The sequence below is a fragment of the Prevotella sp. LMAG:51 genome (assembly GCF_008680225.1).
GTDB lineage: Bacteria > Bacteroidota > Bacteroidia > Bacteroidales > Bacteroidaceae > Prevotella > Prevotella pectinovora.
Genome location: NZ_NALQ01000030.1, coordinates 59,498 through 78,527, shown reverse-complemented (window position 1 = coordinate 78,527; position 19,030 = coordinate 59,498). Strand labels below are relative to the sequence as shown.

General features: G+C 50.0%; 15 protein-coding genes and 1 pseudogene. 10 read left to right on the top strand and 6 right to left on the bottom strand.

The features are described from left to right. Positions 1–3: 3 nt before the first annotated feature. Positions 4–531, bottom strand: coding sequence for a hypothetical protein (locus tag CCC32_RS12280; RefSeq protein WP_287074856.1), 528 nt, complete (start codon positions 529–531; stop codon positions 4–6). A 365-nt stretch (positions 532–896) separates the two neighbouring features. Here CCC32_RS12280 and CCC32_RS12275 point away from each other — a divergent pair, with 365 nt between their 5' ends. From CCC32_RS12275 to CCC32_RS12245, 7 genes are all read left to right on the top strand, one after another. Next, positions 897–2,285: an alpha/beta hydrolase family protein gene (locus tag CCC32_RS12275; RefSeq protein ID WP_287074854.1), complete on the top strand. Its 1,389-nt coding sequence runs from the start codon at positions 897–899 to the stop codon at positions 2,283–2,285. A gap of 85 nt (positions 2,286–2,370) precedes the next feature. Continuing rightward, on the top strand, positions 2,371–3,309 hold the full coding sequence (locus CCC32_RS12270; RefSeq protein WP_278840439.1) for a PorP/SprF family type IX secretion system membrane protein: 939 nt from the start codon (positions 2,371–2,373) through the stop codon (positions 3,307–3,309). A gap of 90 nt (positions 3,310–3,399) precedes the next feature. Beyond that, a complete protein-coding gene (gene porK / locus CCC32_RS12265; RefSeq protein WP_042519491.1) occupies positions 3,400–4,860 on the top strand; it encodes a T9SS ring complex lipoprotein PorK/GldK in 1,461 nt (486 codons plus the stop codon). Further along, positions 4,857–5,759, top strand: a complete 903-nt coding sequence (gene porL / locus CCC32_RS12260; protein WP_042519490.1) for a type IX secretion system motor protein PorL/GldL — start codon at positions 4,857–4,859, stop codon at positions 5,757–5,759. Before porK ends, porL begins: the two co-directional genes overlap by 4 nt. A gap of 32 nt (positions 5,760–5,791) precedes the next feature. After that, on the top strand, positions 5,792–7,342 hold the full coding sequence (gene porM / locus CCC32_RS12255) for a type IX secretion system motor protein PorM/GldM (RefSeq protein WP_044064476.1): 1,551 nt from the start codon (positions 5,792–5,794) through the stop codon (positions 7,340–7,342). Between the two features lie 27 nt (positions 7,343–7,369). Continuing rightward, positions 7,370–8,425, top strand: coding sequence for a type IX secretion system ring subunit PorN/GldN (gene porN / locus CCC32_RS12250; protein WP_287074847.1), 1,056 nt, complete (start codon positions 7,370–7,372; stop codon positions 8,423–8,425). Between the two features lie 190 nt (positions 8,426–8,615). Then, complete coding sequence (locus tag CCC32_RS12245) at positions 8,616–9,257, top strand: porin family protein (protein WP_287074845.1); 642 nt, start codon at positions 8,616–8,618, stop codon at positions 9,255–9,257. Positions 9,258–9,359: 102 nt separating this feature from the next. On the opposite strand, the gene CCC32_RS12240 is transcribed toward CCC32_RS12245, so the two are convergent. The 5 genes from CCC32_RS12240 to CCC32_RS12220 form a co-directional block, all read right to left on the bottom strand. Next, complete coding sequence (locus CCC32_RS12240) at positions 9,360–10,298, bottom strand: HipA domain-containing protein (RefSeq protein WP_022316179.1); 939 nt, start codon at positions 10,296–10,298, stop codon at positions 9,360–9,362. A 2-nt stretch (positions 10,299–10,300) separates the two neighbouring features. Further along, positions 10,301–10,630 carry a HipA N-terminal domain-containing protein gene (locus tag CCC32_RS12235; protein ID WP_042519485.1) on the bottom strand — a complete coding sequence of 110 codons (330 nt, stop codon included), beginning with the start codon at positions 10,628–10,630 and terminating at the stop codon, positions 10,301–10,303. After that, positions 10,627–10,845, bottom strand: a complete 219-nt coding sequence (locus tag CCC32_RS12230) for a helix-turn-helix transcriptional regulator (protein ID WP_287074842.1) — start codon at positions 10,843–10,845, stop codon at positions 10,627–10,629. Before CCC32_RS12230 ends, CCC32_RS12235 begins: the two co-directional genes overlap by 4 nt. 353 nt (positions 10,846–11,198) lie before the next feature. Beyond that, positions 11,199–12,698, bottom strand: a complete 1,500-nt coding sequence (locus tag CCC32_RS12225; RefSeq protein WP_287074841.1) for a beta-helix domain-containing protein — start codon at positions 12,696–12,698, stop codon at positions 11,199–11,201. Positions 12,699–12,834: 136 nt separating this feature from the next. Further along, entirely contained in the window at positions 12,835–15,639 is a 2,805-nt protein-coding gene (locus CCC32_RS12220) for a TonB-dependent receptor (RefSeq protein WP_287074840.1), read from the bottom strand. A gap of 154 nt (positions 15,640–15,793) precedes the next feature. Here CCC32_RS12220 and CCC32_RS12215 point away from each other — a divergent pair. From CCC32_RS12215 to CCC32_RS12205, 3 genes and pseudogenes are all read left to right on the top strand, one after another. Beyond that, positions 15,794–16,048, top strand: a pseudogene (locus CCC32_RS12215) (AAA family ATPase); the annotation flags it as partial. A 177-nt stretch (positions 16,049–16,225) separates the two neighbouring features. Continuing rightward, positions 16,226–17,473 carry an ATP-binding protein gene (locus CCC32_RS12210; RefSeq protein ID WP_287074839.1) on the top strand — a complete coding sequence of 416 codons (1,248 nt, stop codon included), beginning with the start codon at positions 16,226–16,228 and terminating at the stop codon, positions 17,471–17,473. Positions 17,474–17,604: 131 nt separating this feature from the next. Further along, positions 17,605–19,005: an ATP-binding protein gene (locus CCC32_RS12205; RefSeq protein ID WP_044064466.1), complete on the top strand. Its 1,401-nt coding sequence runs from the start codon at positions 17,605–17,607 to the stop codon at positions 19,003–19,005. Positions 19,006–19,030: the final 25 nt, after the last annotated feature.

Genomic DNA, 19,030 nt, shown 5'->3' with positions numbered 1-19,030 from the left:
GTGTCAGTCATCATCTCTGTCCTTGTAGTGTTTGTGATGTTTGTCATATTTCTTATAGTGCTTGTCGTGCTTCTTGTCGTGCTTCTTGTGGTGCTTCCAGTGTTTGTCGTGCTTATAGTGCTTGCAGTGCCTGTCGTAGTAGTGCGGACGGTGGTGGCAAGGGCGGCAGTCGTGTTTAGGATATTTCACGTAGATGTTGTGTACGTATGCCCTGTCACGCCAACTGATGGGACGGTAGAAGTAATACGACTCGCAGAACCTTCTCCATTGCTTTGGCGACATTATACGCCTTAGCTGTTTGTTGCGGTATTGCCATCCATAGGCATCGATGTCGCGATAGCTGTTTATGCCGTTGAGATATGAGAGGTTTATGCTCAGGATGCTGTTGCGGTGAGCCTTGCTCAATCCCAGTTCCACCATCATCTTGTCGGTGATGAAGCTGGCTTCAGCCTGAATGTTGGTAAGTCTCTGGGCGTTCGCGGATGTTATCATCACGATTGCCGCTGCGATTGCTAATAATGTACGTTTCATAATCCAGATTTTTTTGAGGGTTATTACTTGTTTTTCTGCTGCAAAGATACGTAATCTTGCTCTCTGCCGCAAAGGGGAAACTATATGCCTGTGTATGGTTTCCCCTAAAGTGAAGGGGGAAATCCGTGTTAACCCCAAATCGGTCATTAGGCCGTTTAATGTATAATTTTAATAACTGCTTGCAGTCTTTAGCTTTTTATAAGGCGTCTTTTGCCTGTTTCTAATTCACAATAGTTTGCTGCTTTCTGTTTTTTTTATATCTTTGCCCACAGCTGTCGCATATTCTACCCCAATTCTGTCGTCAGGCGGTTGGGAGTTTATATGCATACAGAGCAAATGTTGAATTATCTAAACAACTGTGAACCATGAAAAAGTACATATTCCTATGCCTGTCTGTCCTTATGCCGCTGCTGGCGAATGCCCAGGGGATAAAGGGAGCGTGGAACGGACTGCTTGAAGCAGGTCCGTCAAAATTGACAATCGTTTTCCATATCAATGCCGACGGCACCGTTACCATGGACAGTCCGGACCAGGGGGCCACGGGACTGCCGGCAGAGGTGAAATGTCTGCAAGAAGACACCTTGTCTATCGAGCTGCCCCAGCTTCGGGCGCAATATACAGGAAAGCTCAAGGGCGAGGAGATTCTTGGCACATTCTCACAGATGGGCTACTCATTCCCGTTGAACTTGAAACGCGGCGAGGTGAAAGTAAACCGTCCGCAGACTCCGCAGCCGCCTTTCGACTATACCATGCAGGAGGTGGCATTCCAGAACAAGGGCGTCGACGGCAAGACTGGTCTTCCAACGGAAGGCGGAGAAGCCTGGCTGGGCGGTACGCTTACATATCCAAAGAATTTCAAGGCAGGGATGCCGGTCGTTATCATGGTAAGCGGCAGCGGACAGCAAGACCGCGACGAGGAAATCCTTGGTCACAAGCCCTTCCTTGTGATAGCCGACTATCTCGCCCGTCGCGGCATAGCCACGCTGCGCTATGACGACCGTGGAGTGGGCAAGTCGACAGGCGATCCTACGAAGGTCACCATCCAGAGCAACATGCTCGACGCCCAGGCAGGAATAGACTATCTGAGGAGCACGAAGAAATTCGGCAAGATAGGTGTGCTCGGCCATAGCGAGGGAGGCATTATCGGCTATATGCTTGCCGCCAAAGGCAAGGCAGACTTCGTGGTGTCACTCGCCGGTCCCGTGTTGCGTGGCGACAGTGTGCTGCTGATACAAAACCGGGATCTGCTTGCCGTTTCCGGTCTCGATGAGGCAAGTATCGAAAAATACGCAACAGCATTGGGCAGAGTGTTCAGATACAAGATGTCGGGACAGCAGAACAAGTTTGCACAAACTCCCGAAGCACTCGTTCCGATGCTGACGGCAGATATCGACCTCCTGCCCGAACTCCGTGCCAACCTCGTTGGCGTGGTGAAGCAGATAGACTCACCATGGCTCATCTCCTATCTGAAATACGACCCGGCAGCGGATATCCGCAAAGTGGAATGTCCGGTGATGCTTCTCATTGGCGACAACGACAAGCAGGTGAACTCAACAATAAACTTCCATGCAGCGGAGACTCTTTTCAGCAAGACCGTAAGGGCAAAGAGCCTTTTCAAGACGTATTCCAAGCTCAACCATTTCTTCCAGCCGTCAGAAAGCGGTTCTCCGCTCGACTATGCCAAGATAGAGACCACTATTTCAGAAGAAGTGCTCTCCGACATCGGCGACTGGATTTCTGAAGCCGCCAAATAGGATGCAAAGCCGTGTAGAAGTGTCCTTGTGGAGTATTTTTTAGAACCTCTATACAATAAATATTATAAAGCCTCGTTATGTAAACGTGTTTAAACGTTTATACATAACAATTACGCTTGCGCTGCTCCTTTCTGTAGGGGCAAAGGCGCAGTATGACGCATCGTTCAGCCACTACTGGGACATGGAACCTTATTTCAACCCGGCAGCGGTGGGAAAGCAGCCAAAACTCAATGTCGTGGCGGCATACGCCCTCGACATGGCAGGTTTTGAAAACAATCCCCGCACGATGTATCTCGGTGCTGATATGCCCTTCTTCCTGCTCGGCGCATATCACGGAGCCGGCGTGTCTCTCATCAACGACCAGATAGGTCTTTTCACCCACCAGCGCATAGCCCTGCAGTATGCTTATAAGCACAAGCTCTTTGGCGGCAATATAAGCGTGGGCGCACAATTCGGATTCCTCAACGAACAGTTTGATGGCTCGAAAGTGGATTTGGGCGAGTCAAACGACCCGGCATTCGCCACTTCCGATGTGAAGGGAAACGCCATGGACCTGGCGGCAGGTGTCTACTACACACATGGCCGATGGTATGCCGGAGTCTCGGCGCAGCACCTCACTTCTCCGCTCGTGGAGCTCGGTGAGACCAACGAGCTGCAGATAGATCCTACATATTATTTGACGGGCGGATACAATATAAAGCTACGAAATCCGTTTGTTACAATACCTACGTCGGTGCTCGTGCGCACAGACACTAAGGCATACCGTGCCGACATATCCGCAAGGATAGTGTATACTAACGAGAAAAAACTCATGTATGCCGGAGTGTCATACAGTCCGACGAATTCCGTCACGGCGCTAATCGGAGGATCGTTCCACGGCATCAACCTGAGCTACAGCTACGAGATGTACACCTCAGCGATAAGCTTGGGCAACGGCAGCCATGAACTGATGGTCAGTTATCAGACCGACCTCAACCTCTTCAAGAAAGGCAAGAACAAGCACAAGAGCGTGAGAATCCTGTGATGCGAAACGGCTGGCAAAACGCTGGCGGCAATAAGAGGGGACGCTCTTGCTGAATAGATACATATAATAAAGAATATAGGAAAAAGAAATATGAAAATGAAGAATAGCATTGTGATCGCAGCCCTGATCTGCGTGGCAACCCTATTTACGGGCTGCTTCGGCGGAAAGATGGCCACAACCGGCAGGGGAGGCGAGCTGACAGGAACAGGAGGCGGCAGAGGCTTCTCCGAGCCGACGCCGTTCGGAATGACCCTTGTGAAGAAAGGCTTCCTGAAGATGGGACTCGAGAGGCAGGACAGCCTCTGGGGAAAGCAGACCCCTGTGAAGGAAATATCAGTGGACGGATTCTGGATGGACGACACGGAGATAACCAATTCCGAGTATCGACAGTTTGTATACTGGGTGCGCGACTCAATCCTCAGAACACGTCTCGCCGACCCTTCATACGGCGGCGACGAGTCGTATATGATTACCGAAGACAAGAACGGTGACCCCGTGACCCCACACCTCAACTGGAAAAAGGCTCTTCCGCGCAAGCCGAACGAAGACGAGCAGCGTGCCATAGAGAGCCTTTATGTCACCAATCCCGTGACCGGTGAGAAGATGCTCGACGCCAGCCAGATGAACTACCGCTACGAGATTTACGACTACGTTACGGCGGCAAAGCGCCGTAACCGTCTGAATCCATCAGAGCGCAATCTAAACACCGACGTCCAGGTGAACCCGGACGAGGTGGTGATGATTTCAAAGGATACGGCATATATCGACGATGAGGGAAGGATAGTGAGACAGACCATCAACAGACAGCTCACCGGTCCGTGGGACTTCCTCAACACTTACATCGTGAACGTATATCCCGACACTACATGCTGGGTGAACGATTTTCAGAACTCAGACAACGAGACATACATGCGCCTCTATTTCAGCAGTCCTACCTACAACGAATATCCTGTGGTGGGAGTGACCTGGGAGCAGGCAAACGCCTTCTGTGCATGGCGTACCGACTATCTGCTCAAAGGACTCGGAGGCGTGGCGAAATACATCCAGCGCTACCGTCTGCCTACAGAGGCAGAATGGGAGTATGCGGCGCGCGGAAAAGACGGAAACGAATTCCCATGGGAGAACCGCGACGTGAAGAACGACCGCGGATGCTTCTATGCCAACTTCAAACCAGACCGCGGCAACTACACCCAGGACGGCAACTTGATAACGAGCCGCGTGGGGATATACTCCGCCAATTCAAACGGACTGTATGACATGGCGGGAAATGTGGCAGAATGGACAAGCACGATATATACCGAAGCCGGAGTGACCGCCATGAACGACCTCAATCCGCAGCTTTCCTACAATGCGGCGATAGAAGATCCGTACAAGATGAAGAAGAAGAGCGTGAGAGGCGGTTCGTGGAAAGACCCTGAGTCGTATATCCGTTCGGCATGGCGCACATGGGAATACCAGAACCAGCCAAGAAGCTATATCGGTTTCCGCTGCGTGAGAAGTCTGGCAAGTACAACAAGTTCTAAACAAAAAGGGAGTAAGAAGAAAAAATGACAGTATACAGCAATTTTAACGTGATATACCGCTTGCAGAAGTGGTTGGATAGCGTACCTGGACAGACGTTCATGAACTACGCTTACAGTTGGGGTGCGTCTATCGTTATCCTCGGTACTCTGTTCAAACTCACCCACCTGCCGGGAGCAAACTTCATGCTTTTCCTCGGAATGGGAACAGAGGTTATAGTGTTCTTCATCTCAGCCTTCGACCGTCCGTTCGACAAGACTGCCGACGGTAAGGACCTGCCGACACACGTCACCAAAGAAGAGATAGAAGAAGAGTATAAGGAGGATATGGAAGCCCGCGAGGCAGCAGAGAATGCCGACTCACAACCATTCTCAACACAACCGGCAATGGTACAGCCTGCTGCCATGGCAGGCGTGAACGGCGGCGGAACGATAATCATCGGCGGCGGAATGCCAGCCGGAGCAGCTGCAGCGCAGCCAACGCCATCATCGGAAGCCGACGGCGAGGGACAGGATGCGGCGACAGTTGCCGGAGCAGCTGCAATGGCAGCATCGCAGACTGTGAACATGCAGCAGTGGGTGGCACAGCAGGCACAAGTGTCTCCGGAAATGGCAGAGGCAACGACAAACTATGTGGAGTCGCTCAACAACCTCACCGAAATCATACAGAAGGTGTCGGAGCAGAGCATGCACCTCACCCGCGATTCAGAGGAGATGGAAAACCTCAACCGCACGCTCACCGGAATCTGCAAGATATACGAGATGCAGCTTAAGGCAGCAAGCGCCCAAATCGGTACGGGTGACCAGATTAACGACAAGCTGCAGAAGATGGCACAGCAGATAGAACAGCTCAACGCCATCTATGCCCGCATGATAGAGGCAATGACCGTCAACATGCGTGTCGCAGCCCCCGGCACCCCACAGCAATAAAGACAAATCCTTGATTATTAAACAGCATAAAAGTGGCAATAAAGAAAAGACCAATATCTCCTCGCCAGAAGATGATCAACCTCATGTATGTCGTCTTGATGGCAATGCTCGCGATGAACGTCTCGACACAGGTGCTCGACGGTTTCTCCATCGTGGAGGAGAGCCTGCAGCGCTCAACCGACAACTCGGCGAAGGAGAACCAAAGCATCTACGGCAATTTTGCCGAGCAGATGAAGAGCAACCCTGAGAAGGTGCGTGAGTGGTTTGAAAAGGCCACGGCAGTGAAGCGCATGAGCGACTCTCTGTATAACTTCGCTCAGGAACTGAAGGTGGAGATCGTGCGCGAGGCAGACGGTGCAGACGGTGACATCCATAACATAGAAAGAAAGGACGACCTCGAGGCAGCCAGTCATGTGATGCTCGCTCCCGGTACGGGAAAAGGCAAGAAACTCTTCGATGCCATCAACTCCTTCCGTGAACGCATCCTGAAGATGGTGCCAGATGCCTCACAGCATAAGATCATCGCCGGCAACCTGTCGACCACACTCCCCAAGAATGCCAAGACAATGGGCAAGAACTGGCAGGAGTATATGTTTGAAGACATGCCGGTGGCTGCTGCCGTAACGCTTCTCACCAAACTGCAGAACGACGTGCGTTATGCCGAAGGTGAAGTGTTGCACACTCTCGTGGCAAACATTGACATGAAGGATATCAGAGTGAACAAACTCAGTGCATTCGTAATTCCCAACGCACAGACCATCGTGCGTGGCGACAAGTTCTCTGCCCAGATAGTGATGGCTGCCGTAGACACCACACAGCAGCCGAAGATCTACATCGGCGGACGACAGATGAACCTGCGCAACAACACTTATGAGATAGTGACAGGACGGACTGGCGAGTTCAATCTCGCCGGATACATCACGATGCAGAACGGACAGGGCGACGTGATTCGTCGTGACTTCACACAGAAGTATACTGTAGTGGATCCGAGCGCCACGGTGTCTGCCGACCTCATGAACGTGCTCTATGCCGGATATACAAACCCTATAAGCATAAGCATCCCAGGAGTGCCTCTCAACAAAGTGACGGCATCAATGAGCGGCGGTACGCTGCAGCCGGTAGGACCGGGCAAGTATATCGCCCGTCCTGCAGCAGTAGGCAAGGACGTCACCATCACAGTGATGTCGACCACCACCGGTCATCCGCGCCAGATGGGACAGTTCACGTTCCACGTGCGCAAACTGCCGGATCCGACGGCATATCTCGCCATCGGCACCAACCGCTATCGTGGCGGCGGACTCGCCAAGGCATCGCTTATGGGTTCTCACGAAGTGAAGGCTGCAATCGACGACGGACTCCTCGATATTCAGTTCAAGGTGCTCAGCTTCGAGACAGTATTCTTCGACAATATGGGAAATGCCGTTCCTATGGCTTCTGCCGGAGCTTCATTCTCGGAACGCCAGAAGAATGCCTTCCGCGGACTCTCCCGCAACCGCCGCTTCTATATCAGCCGTGTCACTGCAGTAGGTCCTGACGGCATCAAGCGAACGTTGCCTTCGTCGATGGAGGTCATCGTGAAATAACAATATGAGAAAAACTATATACGATATATGAAGAAGATATTTCTAATAATATTCGCAGCTTGCCTCACCGGAATGGCGAACGCACAGCCTGCCGCACGCCGCAAACAGCAGCAACAGACCACCTCAAACGCCCAGAACATCACGACGAGGGCTCAGATATCCTTCCCCGTCGCTGCCACTATGGACGAGGACGTGGTTTGGCGCCGCGACATCTATCGCATCATCGACCTCAACGAAGATGCCAATGCCGGACTCTACTATCCTGTTGAGGCAGTGGGTTCACAGATGAACCTCTTCACCTATATGTTCAAGCTCATGATGCGCCAGCGCATCAATGCCTATGAATACAGACTCGACGGCAACGAGGTGTTCAACGACGCATCGAAGATAAAGCCATTGGCATTCCTCGACAATTATCATATATATTATGAAAAGAAGGGCAACGGCATCAACATCGACAACAGCGACATACCGTCGAAGGAAGTGAAGTCGTATTACATAAAGGAGAGTGCCTACTACGACCAGCGTTCAGCCACCTTCCACACCAAGGTGATAGCGCTCTGTCCTATCATGTCGAGAGAAGACGATTTCGGTGATGCTCCTCAGACCTATCCGCTCTTCTGGGTGAAGTATGACGACATCGCCCCGTATCTGAGCAAGCAGATAATAATGACGAGCGACTTGAACAATGCCGCCACGATGACTCTTGATGATTATTTCACCAAGAACATGTATCGCGGCAAGATATACAAGACCACCAATATGCTCGGCAAGACGCTCGCACAGTATTGCAAGTCAGACTCTGCCATGACCAAGGAGCAGAAACGTATAGAGGGAGAGCTCATCGCCTTTGAGAAGAATATCTGGGGCGACCAGCAGCTCAAGGATTCTCTCGACAGCATCGCCAAGGCTCAGCAGACCGTGAAGGGAAAGAAGGTGCGCAAGAAGAACCGCCGTGCCGGTGGATCGGCTACGGAAGACAAACAGACCACTGTAAAGAAGAAGTCACGTAGCAGCTCTTCTTCATCCTCTGGCGGAGGCTCATCGTCAGCAAGGGTGTCGGTGCGCCGTCAGCGCCACTAAGAAACATATATACAAGGGGACAAGCGAGGAGCCGTCAGGGTGAGACTTGCTTGTCCTTTCTGCTTATATAATACCAAAATCCAAGCAAGCGCTAATGGCCGATTGGGGGATAAGATGAACTGGTGTTTTTATTATTCAGACATTAGTTTTATTATAACAACTATATTAACCATAAAACAAAATTAAGCTTATGAAAAAGATTTTCGCTCTTGCCCTCGTGGCATTAGGTATGATGACTTCAAATCCGGCTCAGGCTCAGATCAAGTTCGGTCTCAAGGGTGGTCTCAACATCACTGATATGTCTATGGACAGCAAGGTGCTCGATGCCTCTAACCGCACAGGATTCTTCATCGGTCCGTCTGTAAAGTTCACTCTTCCTGTAGTGGGTTTGGGAATCGACGCTTCTGCTCTCTACGACCAGCGTGAGGCAAAACTGAAGGGAGAGGTAAGCGGATATGAGGCAGATCTCAACACCAAGGTTAAGCAGCAGGCTATCAACATCCCTGTGAACCTTCGCTATACCTTTGGTCTTGGCGACATCGCCGGAGTTTATCTTGCTGCCGGTCCACAGTTCGGTTTCAACGTCGGTGACAAGAACTTCGACATGCTGAAGGCAGCCAACTATAAGTTGAAGTCAACGAACTTCAGCGTTAACGTTGGTGCCGGCGTTACTCTCATCAATCATCTGGAGATTGGTTTCAACTACAACATCGCTTGTGGCAAGACCGGTGAGGTGACAGGAAAGAGCGTTGCTACAGAGACTATCAAGAATCTGCTCGACAGCGAAGGCAAGTCTAACGCTTGGCAGATTTCAGCAGCATATTATTTCTGATAAGTGCTGAACGGTTAATTCCCCATTGCCTTATGGGTAAGGGATAAAAAAAGAAGGTCGGTGGACATGATGTTCCTCCGGCCTTTTTTGGATTATCCTTCGTCATCTCATCATTATCACCCTTTTGATGATAAGTCTTTTGTATTCCCGTTTCATGTCGTTTGGCAGGAAAGAGTTGTCTATGAGGTCGATCCATTTTGATATTGCCTTGCCGAACTTGTTAGCCATGTTCTGTATCACCTTCTCGTTAAGTCCCGATGCAGTCATTGCCTTCTCGAAGTCAGACCTCTTTATCTTCCTTTTCTTTCCGTTCAGTGTCAACGCCAGTTCTTCAGTGTCCTGTGGCATCACTATCAGAGTAGACAACAGGTCGTAGGCAGGAGTGAGACAGAATCCCAGAGGCGTCTTGTATAGCGAGAAATTCTTCAGATGCATATCGGAGTTTCCCGTTATCCATGAGAAGACCACCACCTCCCAGAAATTCACCAGATCGAGCTGTGGCACCGCCGAATACTTCTTTATCAGCTTCGCAATCTGCTCATACGACCCCTTGTATTTGTATTCCGTCAGTCGCTCCGACAACTGGCACATGTCTTCCATTGCCGTTTTGCTGCCGTCGGGTTGGCGGTCAATCCTCCGCGTTATGTAACACAGTTCACCGTCGTCGAATCTTATCAGCCCGTGAGGCACTACTGCGATTTTCGCTGCCTCTGCCATATGCATGGTCAGGTCTTCCAGTTCGGGCAGCGAACGGTAGGTATCGGTCTGGGGCTTCAGTATGAAGCGTCCCCACAGACCCACGATGGTGAAGCGGTCAGGTTCGTTCTTCTGGCCATGGTTCACGTCGAGCGACAGTTTCGCTTGCACTCCGGTCAGCGTGGTCTGTGCTCTCACCACTCTCTTTGCCAGTTCTCCAATCTGGCTCCTGTTGTATGGCAGCACCGGTGCCGTCTTCACCCCATACAGTTTTTTTGCGCATGAGGGATGATAGTCAGTCTGTCCCTCTTTCAGCTCTTTGTAGCAATATAGACATTTTGCCATCCTTATTCCCTTTCTTCTTCAATAGGTACCACACTCACTGCTCCGATGCAGTCTTTGCAGCATGCCATGAGCAGCGACATCCTGTCGCGCTGGTTTATCTTCCAGCTCTTTTCCGCTATGTCGAGCAGCCACCCCTCAGGAATCAGTCCGTCGAAAAACGGAAACAACACCGTGTCATGGTATTCCTTGTTTGTCAGCGGCATAGTGAGACTTATCGCTTCCGCATTGTCAGAATCGAGATAAGCGCTGTCGTATCTGAAAGTGAATCCCGTCTCGTCTTCCGTCAGCGTGCCGGCAAGACGGTCATGCATATATACTTTTCCTGTTTTCATGCTTTATCCTCCTCATTTCCTATTCTGACCGCTCCCACCTGTCTGCCGAACAGGGCAAGCACCTGGTTCACCTTGTCCAGACGGAGCGTTGTCTTTCCCTGTTCCAGTTCGCGCACGAATCTCAGTCCAACACCCGATTTCTCTGCAAGGTCAACCTGTGTCAGTCCGAACTGCTTTCGCATTTCCTTTACAAATCCCGATAATCTGTTCTCCATATAATTATACCCTTTAGGGTGCAAATATAGTAATTATTATATTTATTTACACCCTTTCGGGTATAAAATTAATATTTAAGATTTATATTACACCCTTTCGGGTATAAATGAAGCCGCTCTTTTGGTATGATTCCCTATTATTCCAGGTGGGTTTTAACCTATGGAATGTCGCATAATATAGTTTGGGAAGAGAGTATTTAAGCTTACCTCACCCCAAAGGGACTACTTGCTGTTTGGGGATAAACGTACTACTTGCAGATTGGAGTTAAATGGTCTATTGGCTGAACGGAATCAAAAAAATGAGGGTATGTCAAAAACGACACACCCTCATCAATATTACAGGTTATTAAGATTTAGTAGTTTGTGTTCTGCGGGTCGAAGTTAGTCCAGTTTGCAGTCCAGTCGGTTCCTCCGAATGCTCCCACGTATGCCACTTTCTCGAATCCTGCGAGCAGAGCGTCTGTGAATGAAGCTCCAGTGAGCAGCGGACTGCCGGCGAGAGGACGGTAGCCAGTCATGTCAAACCATCCTGTTGCAGCCTGAGAGTATACGTTGCCCGGCTGTGCGAGGAAGAACTTCGCTGAGAAAGAATCGTTTTCAGGATTGCTGAGCACCTTGTTCTTGTCAGTTCCGATGGCGTCAACGTTAGTCATATAGATGTTCTGCAGTTTTAGCAAAGCTGATGTTGCTGCACCCTGGGTGTCACCCAGGTCGTTGTCGAGGATAAGACCTACAGGCCAGCCTACTATCACTGAGTTGAAGCAGCTCAGATGAGAGTCGCGGCGGATTTGCATACCGCTCTGGAAGCGTCCGAGACCAGAACCGTTGTTAGGGTTCATGCTGCCAGCTGTGATATATGAAGCGTCGTTTACGAAGTCAGCTGCACCAGCCTTAGGACCCACGAAGGTGATGTTCGAGAATACGGCAGAGGTGTGAGGGTCAGCGTTTGTTCCCTTTGCGTTGTTGTCGCTTTCGAATCCGTTGCTCATAGACTTGTCGGCAATCTTCGGGTCGCGGATGGAGAGACCATACTGCACATGGCCGCTGAATCCGTTGTCGGTATCGAAGTCGTCGTCCCATCCTTTATAGGCGATGAGGTATTTGCAGTCAACAGTACCGCCGAACCACTCGTAGGAGTCATCGTTAGAGTAAGACACCTGTACGTGGTCGATTTTTGTCTGCTTTCCCACGGAGCCGAGAGTGAGTCCGTTGATTTCCTGGTCCGTTGCGAACGGATAGCCGGCGAACTCGATGCGCACGTAGCTCAGCACACCAGAGTTGTCGTTGTCGTCGTTGCCACCGTGCTTTGTGCGCGGACCGCCTTCAATCTGCTGTTCAGTGGCGTTTGTGCGAGCCTTGCCGCAGATGATGATGCCACCCCAGTCGCCAGGACGGCGGCTGCCGGGAGCCTGCTCAGAAGTGAATACGATAGGCTGTGTCTCAGAACCTTGGGCTATTAGCTTTCCGCCACGCTCTGCTATGAGGGCGGCCTTGGTGTCTTTGTCGCCCTTGATAACGGTTCCCGGTTCGATAGTCAGTTCAGCGCCGTCGGCGATGTACACCCAACCTTTCAGAATATATGTACCTTTCTTCAGAGTCTGCTTTCCTGTGAACACGAACTCCTGGTCACCGTTTCCAATCTGGGTTCCGTTGTCGTTCACCTCTTTGCTGCCTGCTTTGTCACTCTCCGTGAAGAGCACGTGGTCGCAGGCGTTGATGCCGCCGTTTACTGTCCATACGGCAGTGGAGGCATTGTTCTTTCCGTTGTTGTCATCATCATCGCTGCACGCAGTAAACATTGTTCCTGCAAGTGCGAGGATGCCAAGGCATCCGTAAAATTTTGTCTTGTTCATAATTTATTATTTAGAATAATAGTTTTTTTTGTTGAGGCTAGGCTTTCTATATATTCTAGCCTATTATAGACTTTCAAGATATTCTAGGCTTTCTAGGTCTTCTGGGAATTCTGGATTATATAGAAGGGGTATGTTCTTAGAGTTTATAGGTGATGCTCAGACCGATGTTGCGGCCAGGCTTGAAACTTCTTGTTATCTGCTCCACCTTCTTTGTGGTGCCGTCGTTGAGAGTTGCCGTCACGAATTCCTTGTAGTAAACCCTCTGGGCGAGAATGTCGCGTATGTTTGCCTTCACCTCCCAATGTGTTCCGAATTTCTTCGATACTGACAGGTCGAGCACGTCGCGTGGCATCTCGTAGCTGTCGGGCACTCTGAGCGCCTCGTTGCCACTTGTCGTTCCTTCGCTGCGTCCCACACCGATGATTCTTTTTCCGATGCGGTTGTAGAGTAGGGCGGCATCGAGTTGCAGCTTTTCGTTTTTGTAGAAGATACCAGTGTTCACGAGATATGGCGACTGTCCCTGCATAGGGCGGTTTTCCATCAACGCATTGCCGCTGAAGTTCACTCTGCTCTTTATCAGAGCTCCGTTGAACGACCAGCTGAAGTTTGGCAGTCCGATAAACGAGAGGTCTTTCTTTATGTCCACCTCTATACCGTAGTTGTTTGCGTGGTCGGCATTTGTGTAAGAGTATATCAGTCTGTTGCCGCCAGAGAGGGTATATGTCCATTCTATCGGAGCGTCGAAATATTTGTAGAACAGTGCCACAGAGATCAGTTCGCCTCTTGATGGGTAGAACTCGTAGCGCAGGTCGAGGTTCTGCACGTAGCATGGTGTCAGTTCCGTATTTCCCTTCACGTCGGCGGCGAGGTCGAAGTCGTAGAACACCGACGGTGACACTTCGCGGAACTCCGGGCGGTTCACCGTCTTGCCGTATGAGAGGCGCAGCTGGTGTTTGTCGGAGATTTTGTATGTGGTGTTGAGCGACGGGAAAAGGTCGCTGTATTTATAGAAATGGCTCAACGGGCTCGGGCGGTCGTCGCGGGTGTTGGTCACCAGTTCCATCTTGTCGTATTCATAGCGCACTCCGGCATATACGTTCAGTTTGCCAAGGGGTAGGGTGGCAGCAAGATATCCGGCCCCCATAGTGTTGTGTCCCTTATAGTTGTCTCTCATGTTCGGCTCTTCCAGCAGATACAGCTTGTCCTGTCCGAAGTTGTCACTGTTGCTCAGCAGTGTAGGTAAATCGCTTTTGCGGAAGTCCGCAGGCAGGGTGTTGTTCTCCGGCTCCCAGTTATATATGAATTCGCGAGTCTTGTATTCACGTGTACGGTATTCACCGTATGCACCAACCTTTATGGATGGTCTCCATCCGTTCAGGTCGAAGTCGTGTTTGTCGTTTACTGCAGCCGACAGTATATGCTCGTCGAGTTTTGTCCATTCCCTCGAAATGTCGTTTCCTGTGGTCAGCTGTATCGTTCCCGTCTCCAGAGCGTCGTTCTGCAGATAGCGTCGGCGGTCAGGCACGTTGCGGTTGGCATAAGAGTAGCTGAGACTCCAGTCCAGTTCATCGTCGTTCAGCGTATGCTTGCCCGTGAACTGTCCGTTGTATGTAGTGCGGCTGCGGTAGTAATATTCCGCCGAGCGAGTGTCGTTGTTCTGTTCGTCCACGCCCTGTCTGAACGTGTAGCGGTCGTTGCCCAGCTGGTTGAAGATGTTTTTCATCTGGAACTTGCTGTTGCCTCCGGCAGTGAGCAGCGTCAGATTGAGCATAGCTCCGAGACGGGCGTTGTGGTTATACTGGTTGTCGAGAGAGTTGCTCAGGTATATGGAACGGTCGTTGCGCTCGTCGTACACACCGAACTGGTTGTTCTGCATATCACTGAACGTGCGGTATTCGTTTGTGTAGTTCAGGGCGGCGATCATTCCAAGATGGTTTCTGCCCAGTTTCCATCTTCTGCCGATGTTAGCCGACAGTTTCAGGTCGCCGAAAGGCTTCATGCTCTTTATCGTCCAGTCGTTGTTCAGTCCGTTGCCCGTCAGGTCCGTTCCTCCGTTGCCGATAGGGCGGAGTGAGGCATTGAATCCCCCGTTGAGACTTCTCATGCCGTTGTCGAATCCGAGAAAATCAGTTGCCGAACCCTTGGCATGTGTGAAGTCGTGGAACACCGATGTCGTGTTCCAGTTGCCGCCCACCTGCACCTGCGTGATGCTTTCTGCCGGTATGTCTTTGGTGTTCACCACTATGAATCCACCGGTGTAGTCGGCAGGATATTCCGGTGACGGCGTTTTCACGATCTGCATGTTGTCGATCTGTGCGCTCGGTATGAGGTCGAACGAGAAAGCCCTCGAATCAGCCTCAGAGCTTGGTGCCGCTCCACCGTTTATCCACACATTGTTGTATCTCTGCGACAAGCCGCGCACCATCACGAACTTGTCATCGATAAGGCTTACGCCCGGCACACGTCTGATCACCTCTCCCGCATTGGTGTCCTGCGTTTTTCCAATCTCCTGTGCCGAGACGTTGTTCACTATGACGGGACTGTTCTTCGCTACTTGCACCATAGCCGTTTCCGTGTTTCTCCGTGCGATCCCGGTTACGGTGACTTCGCCCAGTGTCTGTTCTTCGGGCGTCAGCGCTACGCTAATCATCTGAGGCTGGTCACTCGCCAGAACCCCGTCAATTTTTTTATTCTTGTATGCCACGTACTTTATCGTCAGCGTGTACTTGGCATTTGAATCCAATCCTGTAAGTTTGAAGTTGCCGTCAATGTCAGTAGCGGCAATGAAATCGGTGCCGTCCACCTGCACCGTAGCTCCTATGAGAGCCTCCTTCGACTTTGCGTCGGTCACTTTGCCGATGATGTCGGCGGCCATTGTCCCTATCACAGGGACGACCATCATCATTGTGGTTGCCAGAACCTTCTTTACCTTTCTGTCCATACAATAAAATCGTTTGTTTTCTTTGTCCGGTGCAAAGATAGGGGCGTTATGTTACAGTATGGTTTCAACAATCTTGTCATATTCGTACATAAGTGCTACAATGCCGTTGCATGTATTCTGTCTGTTTGACAGCCAAAGGAGTTTGTCAGGGAAAACATTTCTTATAAACATGATGCGCAAATACGATGTGCAGCCTGTCGACATTACACGTGTTGAGGCTTCTGCCAGCGAGTTTGATGCTCCTACGGAGAATATGCCGACCATAATGCCGCTGCTCTATCAGAGTGGCTACATCACCATAAAAGACTACAACAGAGATTATGACTACTATACTCTCGACGTGCCTAACAAAGAAGTGAGGCTTGGACTTACCAAGGCACTGATCCCATCAACGGATATTACTTTATAGGGTGCCCAGTTCTATGTTCTCGTTTTAGAGTACGTTTTAGTAACGCTACAAACATCATCCCCAATTGCTTCTATCTAAGAAAAGTGCGGATATCCGCAAAAATCTTTCATGGAATTGATAAAATGACTATATTTGCAGAAGAAAAGTGCGGATATCCGCAAAAATCTTTTGTAGACTATGGTTATAGAGAGAAATAAATATCTGCAGGAACTGGTCAGTTGTCGGCATAACGGACTGGTGAAGATTATTACAGGAATGAGGCGTTGCGGCAAATCGTTCCTGCTGTTCAGACTGTTCCGAAGGTTTCTTGAGGATAATGGAGTGGCGAACGACCATATCGTGGAAATGGCTTTCGATGATTACGCTTTCAAGGAATTTCGCAATCCCGACAAGTTCTATGCCTACGTGAAGGGCAGGATTATCGACGACCAACCTTATTATATATTGCTTGATGAGGTGCAGATGCTTGATGAGTTTGAGGATGTGCTCAACGGACTGTTGCATATCCCCAATGCCGACGTGTATGTGACGGGCAGCAACGCCAAGTTCCTTTCGAAGGACATCATAACCGAATTTCGTGGCAGGGGCTATCAGATACATGTGTCGCCATTGAGCTTTGCAGAGTTCATGAGCGTTTATGAGGGCGACCGCGAGGATGGCTGGAACGAATATCTGCTTTATGGCGGACTGCCACCTGTAGTGCTTCTGAAAACGGAAGAGGAGAAAGTGAAGCTCCTTGCCAGTCTGCTGGCTGAGACATATATAATAGATGTTGTGAACCGAAACAAGATAAAGAACGATTCAGAACTGAATGATCTCTTCAAGATTCTTGCCTCGGGGATAGGTGGACTGACAAATCCGCAGCGTCTTTCAAATACCTTCCAGTCTGTGAAGAATGTATCCATAAGTCCGGCAACGATAAAGAAATACATCGAATGCCTTTCTGATGCATTCCTTCTGGAGTCTTGCAACCGTTATGACGTGAAGGGAAGGAAATACATCGGTACTCCGTTGAAATATTATTTCTCCGATTTGGGCATCCGCAATGCCCTGCTCGGTTTCCGTCAGCAGGAGAAGACCCATCTAATGGAGAATGCCGTATACAATGAACTTTGTGCAAGGGGCTATAGTGTTGATGTCGGCAATGTGGAAGTGAATACCGTAGACGAGAAAGGAACCAAGGTAAGGCGAATGCTTGAGGTGGATTTCGTGTGCAACCGTGGTTACAAGCGCTGCTACATACAGTCGGCACTCAGTCTGCCAGACAGAGAGAAGATGCAGCAGGAGTCAGCTTCCTTGCTCCGCATCGACGACAGTTTCATGAAATACGTCATAACCGGCGACCGCATAAAGAAATACCAGAACGACGACGGTATCGTAATAATGAATGTGCTTGATTTCCTATTGGACGAGCAGTCGGTATAACCCTTCGGGGAAAGAAAAAAATCAATATTATGTATGCATAAAATATATGTTTCCACTTGCAGCGCATTCATAAAAACATTATTTTTGCAAAAACATATTTTGAAAAATCATTTTCAGAAAAATCATATTCTATGGAATTTGTAGACAGAGGCAAGGAACAGAAACGTCTTAAAAGGGCTTTTGAATCCGAGACGAAGAAATTCGTCGTGATATACGGGCGCAGACGTCTTGGCAAGTCAACATTGCTGAAGAGAGTGATAACTGACGAAGACGTGTATTTTGAAGCAGGCCGCCAAGAGACACAAGTGCAGATTTCGCTCCTGGCTGGTACGATAGCCAATTTGTACAGCGGATTTGACATGCCTCTTTATCCTACGTGGGAGTCTGTGCTTACGGCATTCAACAAGGTATGCAGGGAAAATACCGTGCTCGTACTTGATGAGTTCCCATATATGGTGGAGAAGGATTCCTCTTTGCCTTCCGTATTGCAGCATATCCTTGATAGTGGTGAACTGCGGTATAATCTTGTAATCTGCGGTTCATCACAGCGTATGATGCAGCATTTTGTACTTGACAGTACAGACCCTCTATACGGCAGGGCACACGAAAAGATGAACCTTCGTCCGATTCGTCCGCAGCATTGGCAGGAAGCCATACATTTAGACGCTGTCAGCACGATAGAAGAGTACAGCGTGTGGGGCGGTGTGCCCCGCTATTGGACTCTGCGTGAGGAATATCCGTCATTGCGCGAAGCAATAAACGAACTGATACTCGACGAGCACGGCATTCTGTACGGTGAGCCGAGTGCGCTCTTTATTGATGAGGCTAACGACATAGCTCCATTCCAGTCCATCATGACAGCCCTCGGGCATGGCAACACACGATATTCTGCCGTGGCATCAGCCATAGGAAAGAAGACGACGGAGATATCCAAGCCGTTGAATGCCTTGACGGAGATGTCGTATATCAGTAAAGAAATTCCTTTCGGTGAAAGTGAGGAAAAGACAAAAAAGACATTGTATGTCATCGATGACAACTTCATGGCGTTCTACTATACGTTTATCGAGCCTCACCGTTCGATGCTTGCTCTCGGAAGAACATCTTTTGTTATGCAGAAAATAGGAAGCGGTTTCCCTGCATTCGTAGGGAATGTATGGGAGCGGCTGTGTCAGACAGCTGTTTCGGGGAACGAGCTTTTCGGACATACATGGGGGATGGCCCGCCGCTGGTGGGGAAAGGCTTCTGTTTATGAAGACGGGCGTAAGACACCTGTAGGCTATGAAGACCTGGAGTTTGATGTCGTGGCAGAAGCCATCGGTGACAAGAACACAATCCTTGTAGGAGAATGCAAATGGAAATCAGCAGACTTTGCAGACCGTCTGCTTGCCAAACTGAAGGCAAAGACAGAAAAGGCTCCATTCTCGCAAGGCAAGAATATCGTGTATGTGCTCTTCCTTAAAGAGCACCCTCTTTCCGAGGTAGACTGCTGCATCCTTTATCCTGACGACGTGTTGAAATATCAGCCGGAATGACATTCTGGCCATACATTTTGCTGTT

Excerpts from the sequence above, each read along its gene's own strand:
- CCC32_RS12280 (WP_287074856.1), bottom strand. The coding sequence starts at position 531 with ATGAAACGTACATTATTAGCAATCGCAGCGGCAATCGTGATGATAACA.
- CCC32_RS12275 (WP_287074854.1), top strand. The coding sequence starts at position 897 with ATGAAAAAGTACATATTCCTATGCCTGTCTGTCCTTATGCCGCTGCTG.
- porK (WP_042519491.1), top strand. The coding sequence starts at position 3,400 with ATGAAAATGAAGAATAGCATTGTGATCGCAGCCCTGATCTGCGTGGCA.
- porL (WP_042519490.1), top strand. The coding sequence starts at position 4,857 with ATGACAGTATACAGCAATTTTAACGTGATATACCGCTTGCAGAAGTGG.
- porN (WP_287074847.1), top strand. The coding sequence starts at position 7,370 with ATGAAGAAGATATTTCTAATAATATTCGCAGCTTGCCTCACCGGAATG.
- CCC32_RS12245 (WP_287074845.1), top strand. The coding sequence starts at position 8,616 with ATGAAAAAGATTTTCGCTCTTGCCCTCGTGGCATTAGGTATGATGACT.
- CCC32_RS12240 (WP_022316179.1), bottom strand. The coding sequence starts at position 10,298 with ATGGCAAAATGTCTATATTGCTACAAAGAGCTGAAAGAGGGACAGACT.
- CCC32_RS12235 (WP_042519485.1), bottom strand. The coding sequence starts at position 10,630 with ATGAAAACAGGAAAAGTATATATGCATGACCGTCTTGCCGGCACGCTG.
- CCC32_RS12230 (WP_287074842.1), bottom strand. The coding sequence starts at position 10,845 with ATGGAGAACAGATTATCGGGATTTGTAAAGGAAATGCGAAAGCAGTTC.
- CCC32_RS12225 (WP_287074841.1), bottom strand. The coding sequence starts at position 12,698 with ATGAACAAGACAAAATTTTACGGATGCCTTGGCATCCTCGCACTTGCA.
- CCC32_RS12220 (WP_287074840.1), bottom strand. The coding sequence starts at position 15,639 with ATGGACAGAAAGGTAAAGAAGGTTCTGGCAACCACAATGATGATGGTC.
- CCC32_RS12210 (WP_287074839.1), top strand. The coding sequence starts at position 16,226 with ATGGTTATAGAGAGAAATAAATATCTGCAGGAACTGGTCAGTTGTCGG.
- CCC32_RS12205 (WP_044064466.1), top strand. The coding sequence starts at position 17,605 with ATGGAATTTGTAGACAGAGGCAAGGAACAGAAACGTCTTAAAAGGGCT.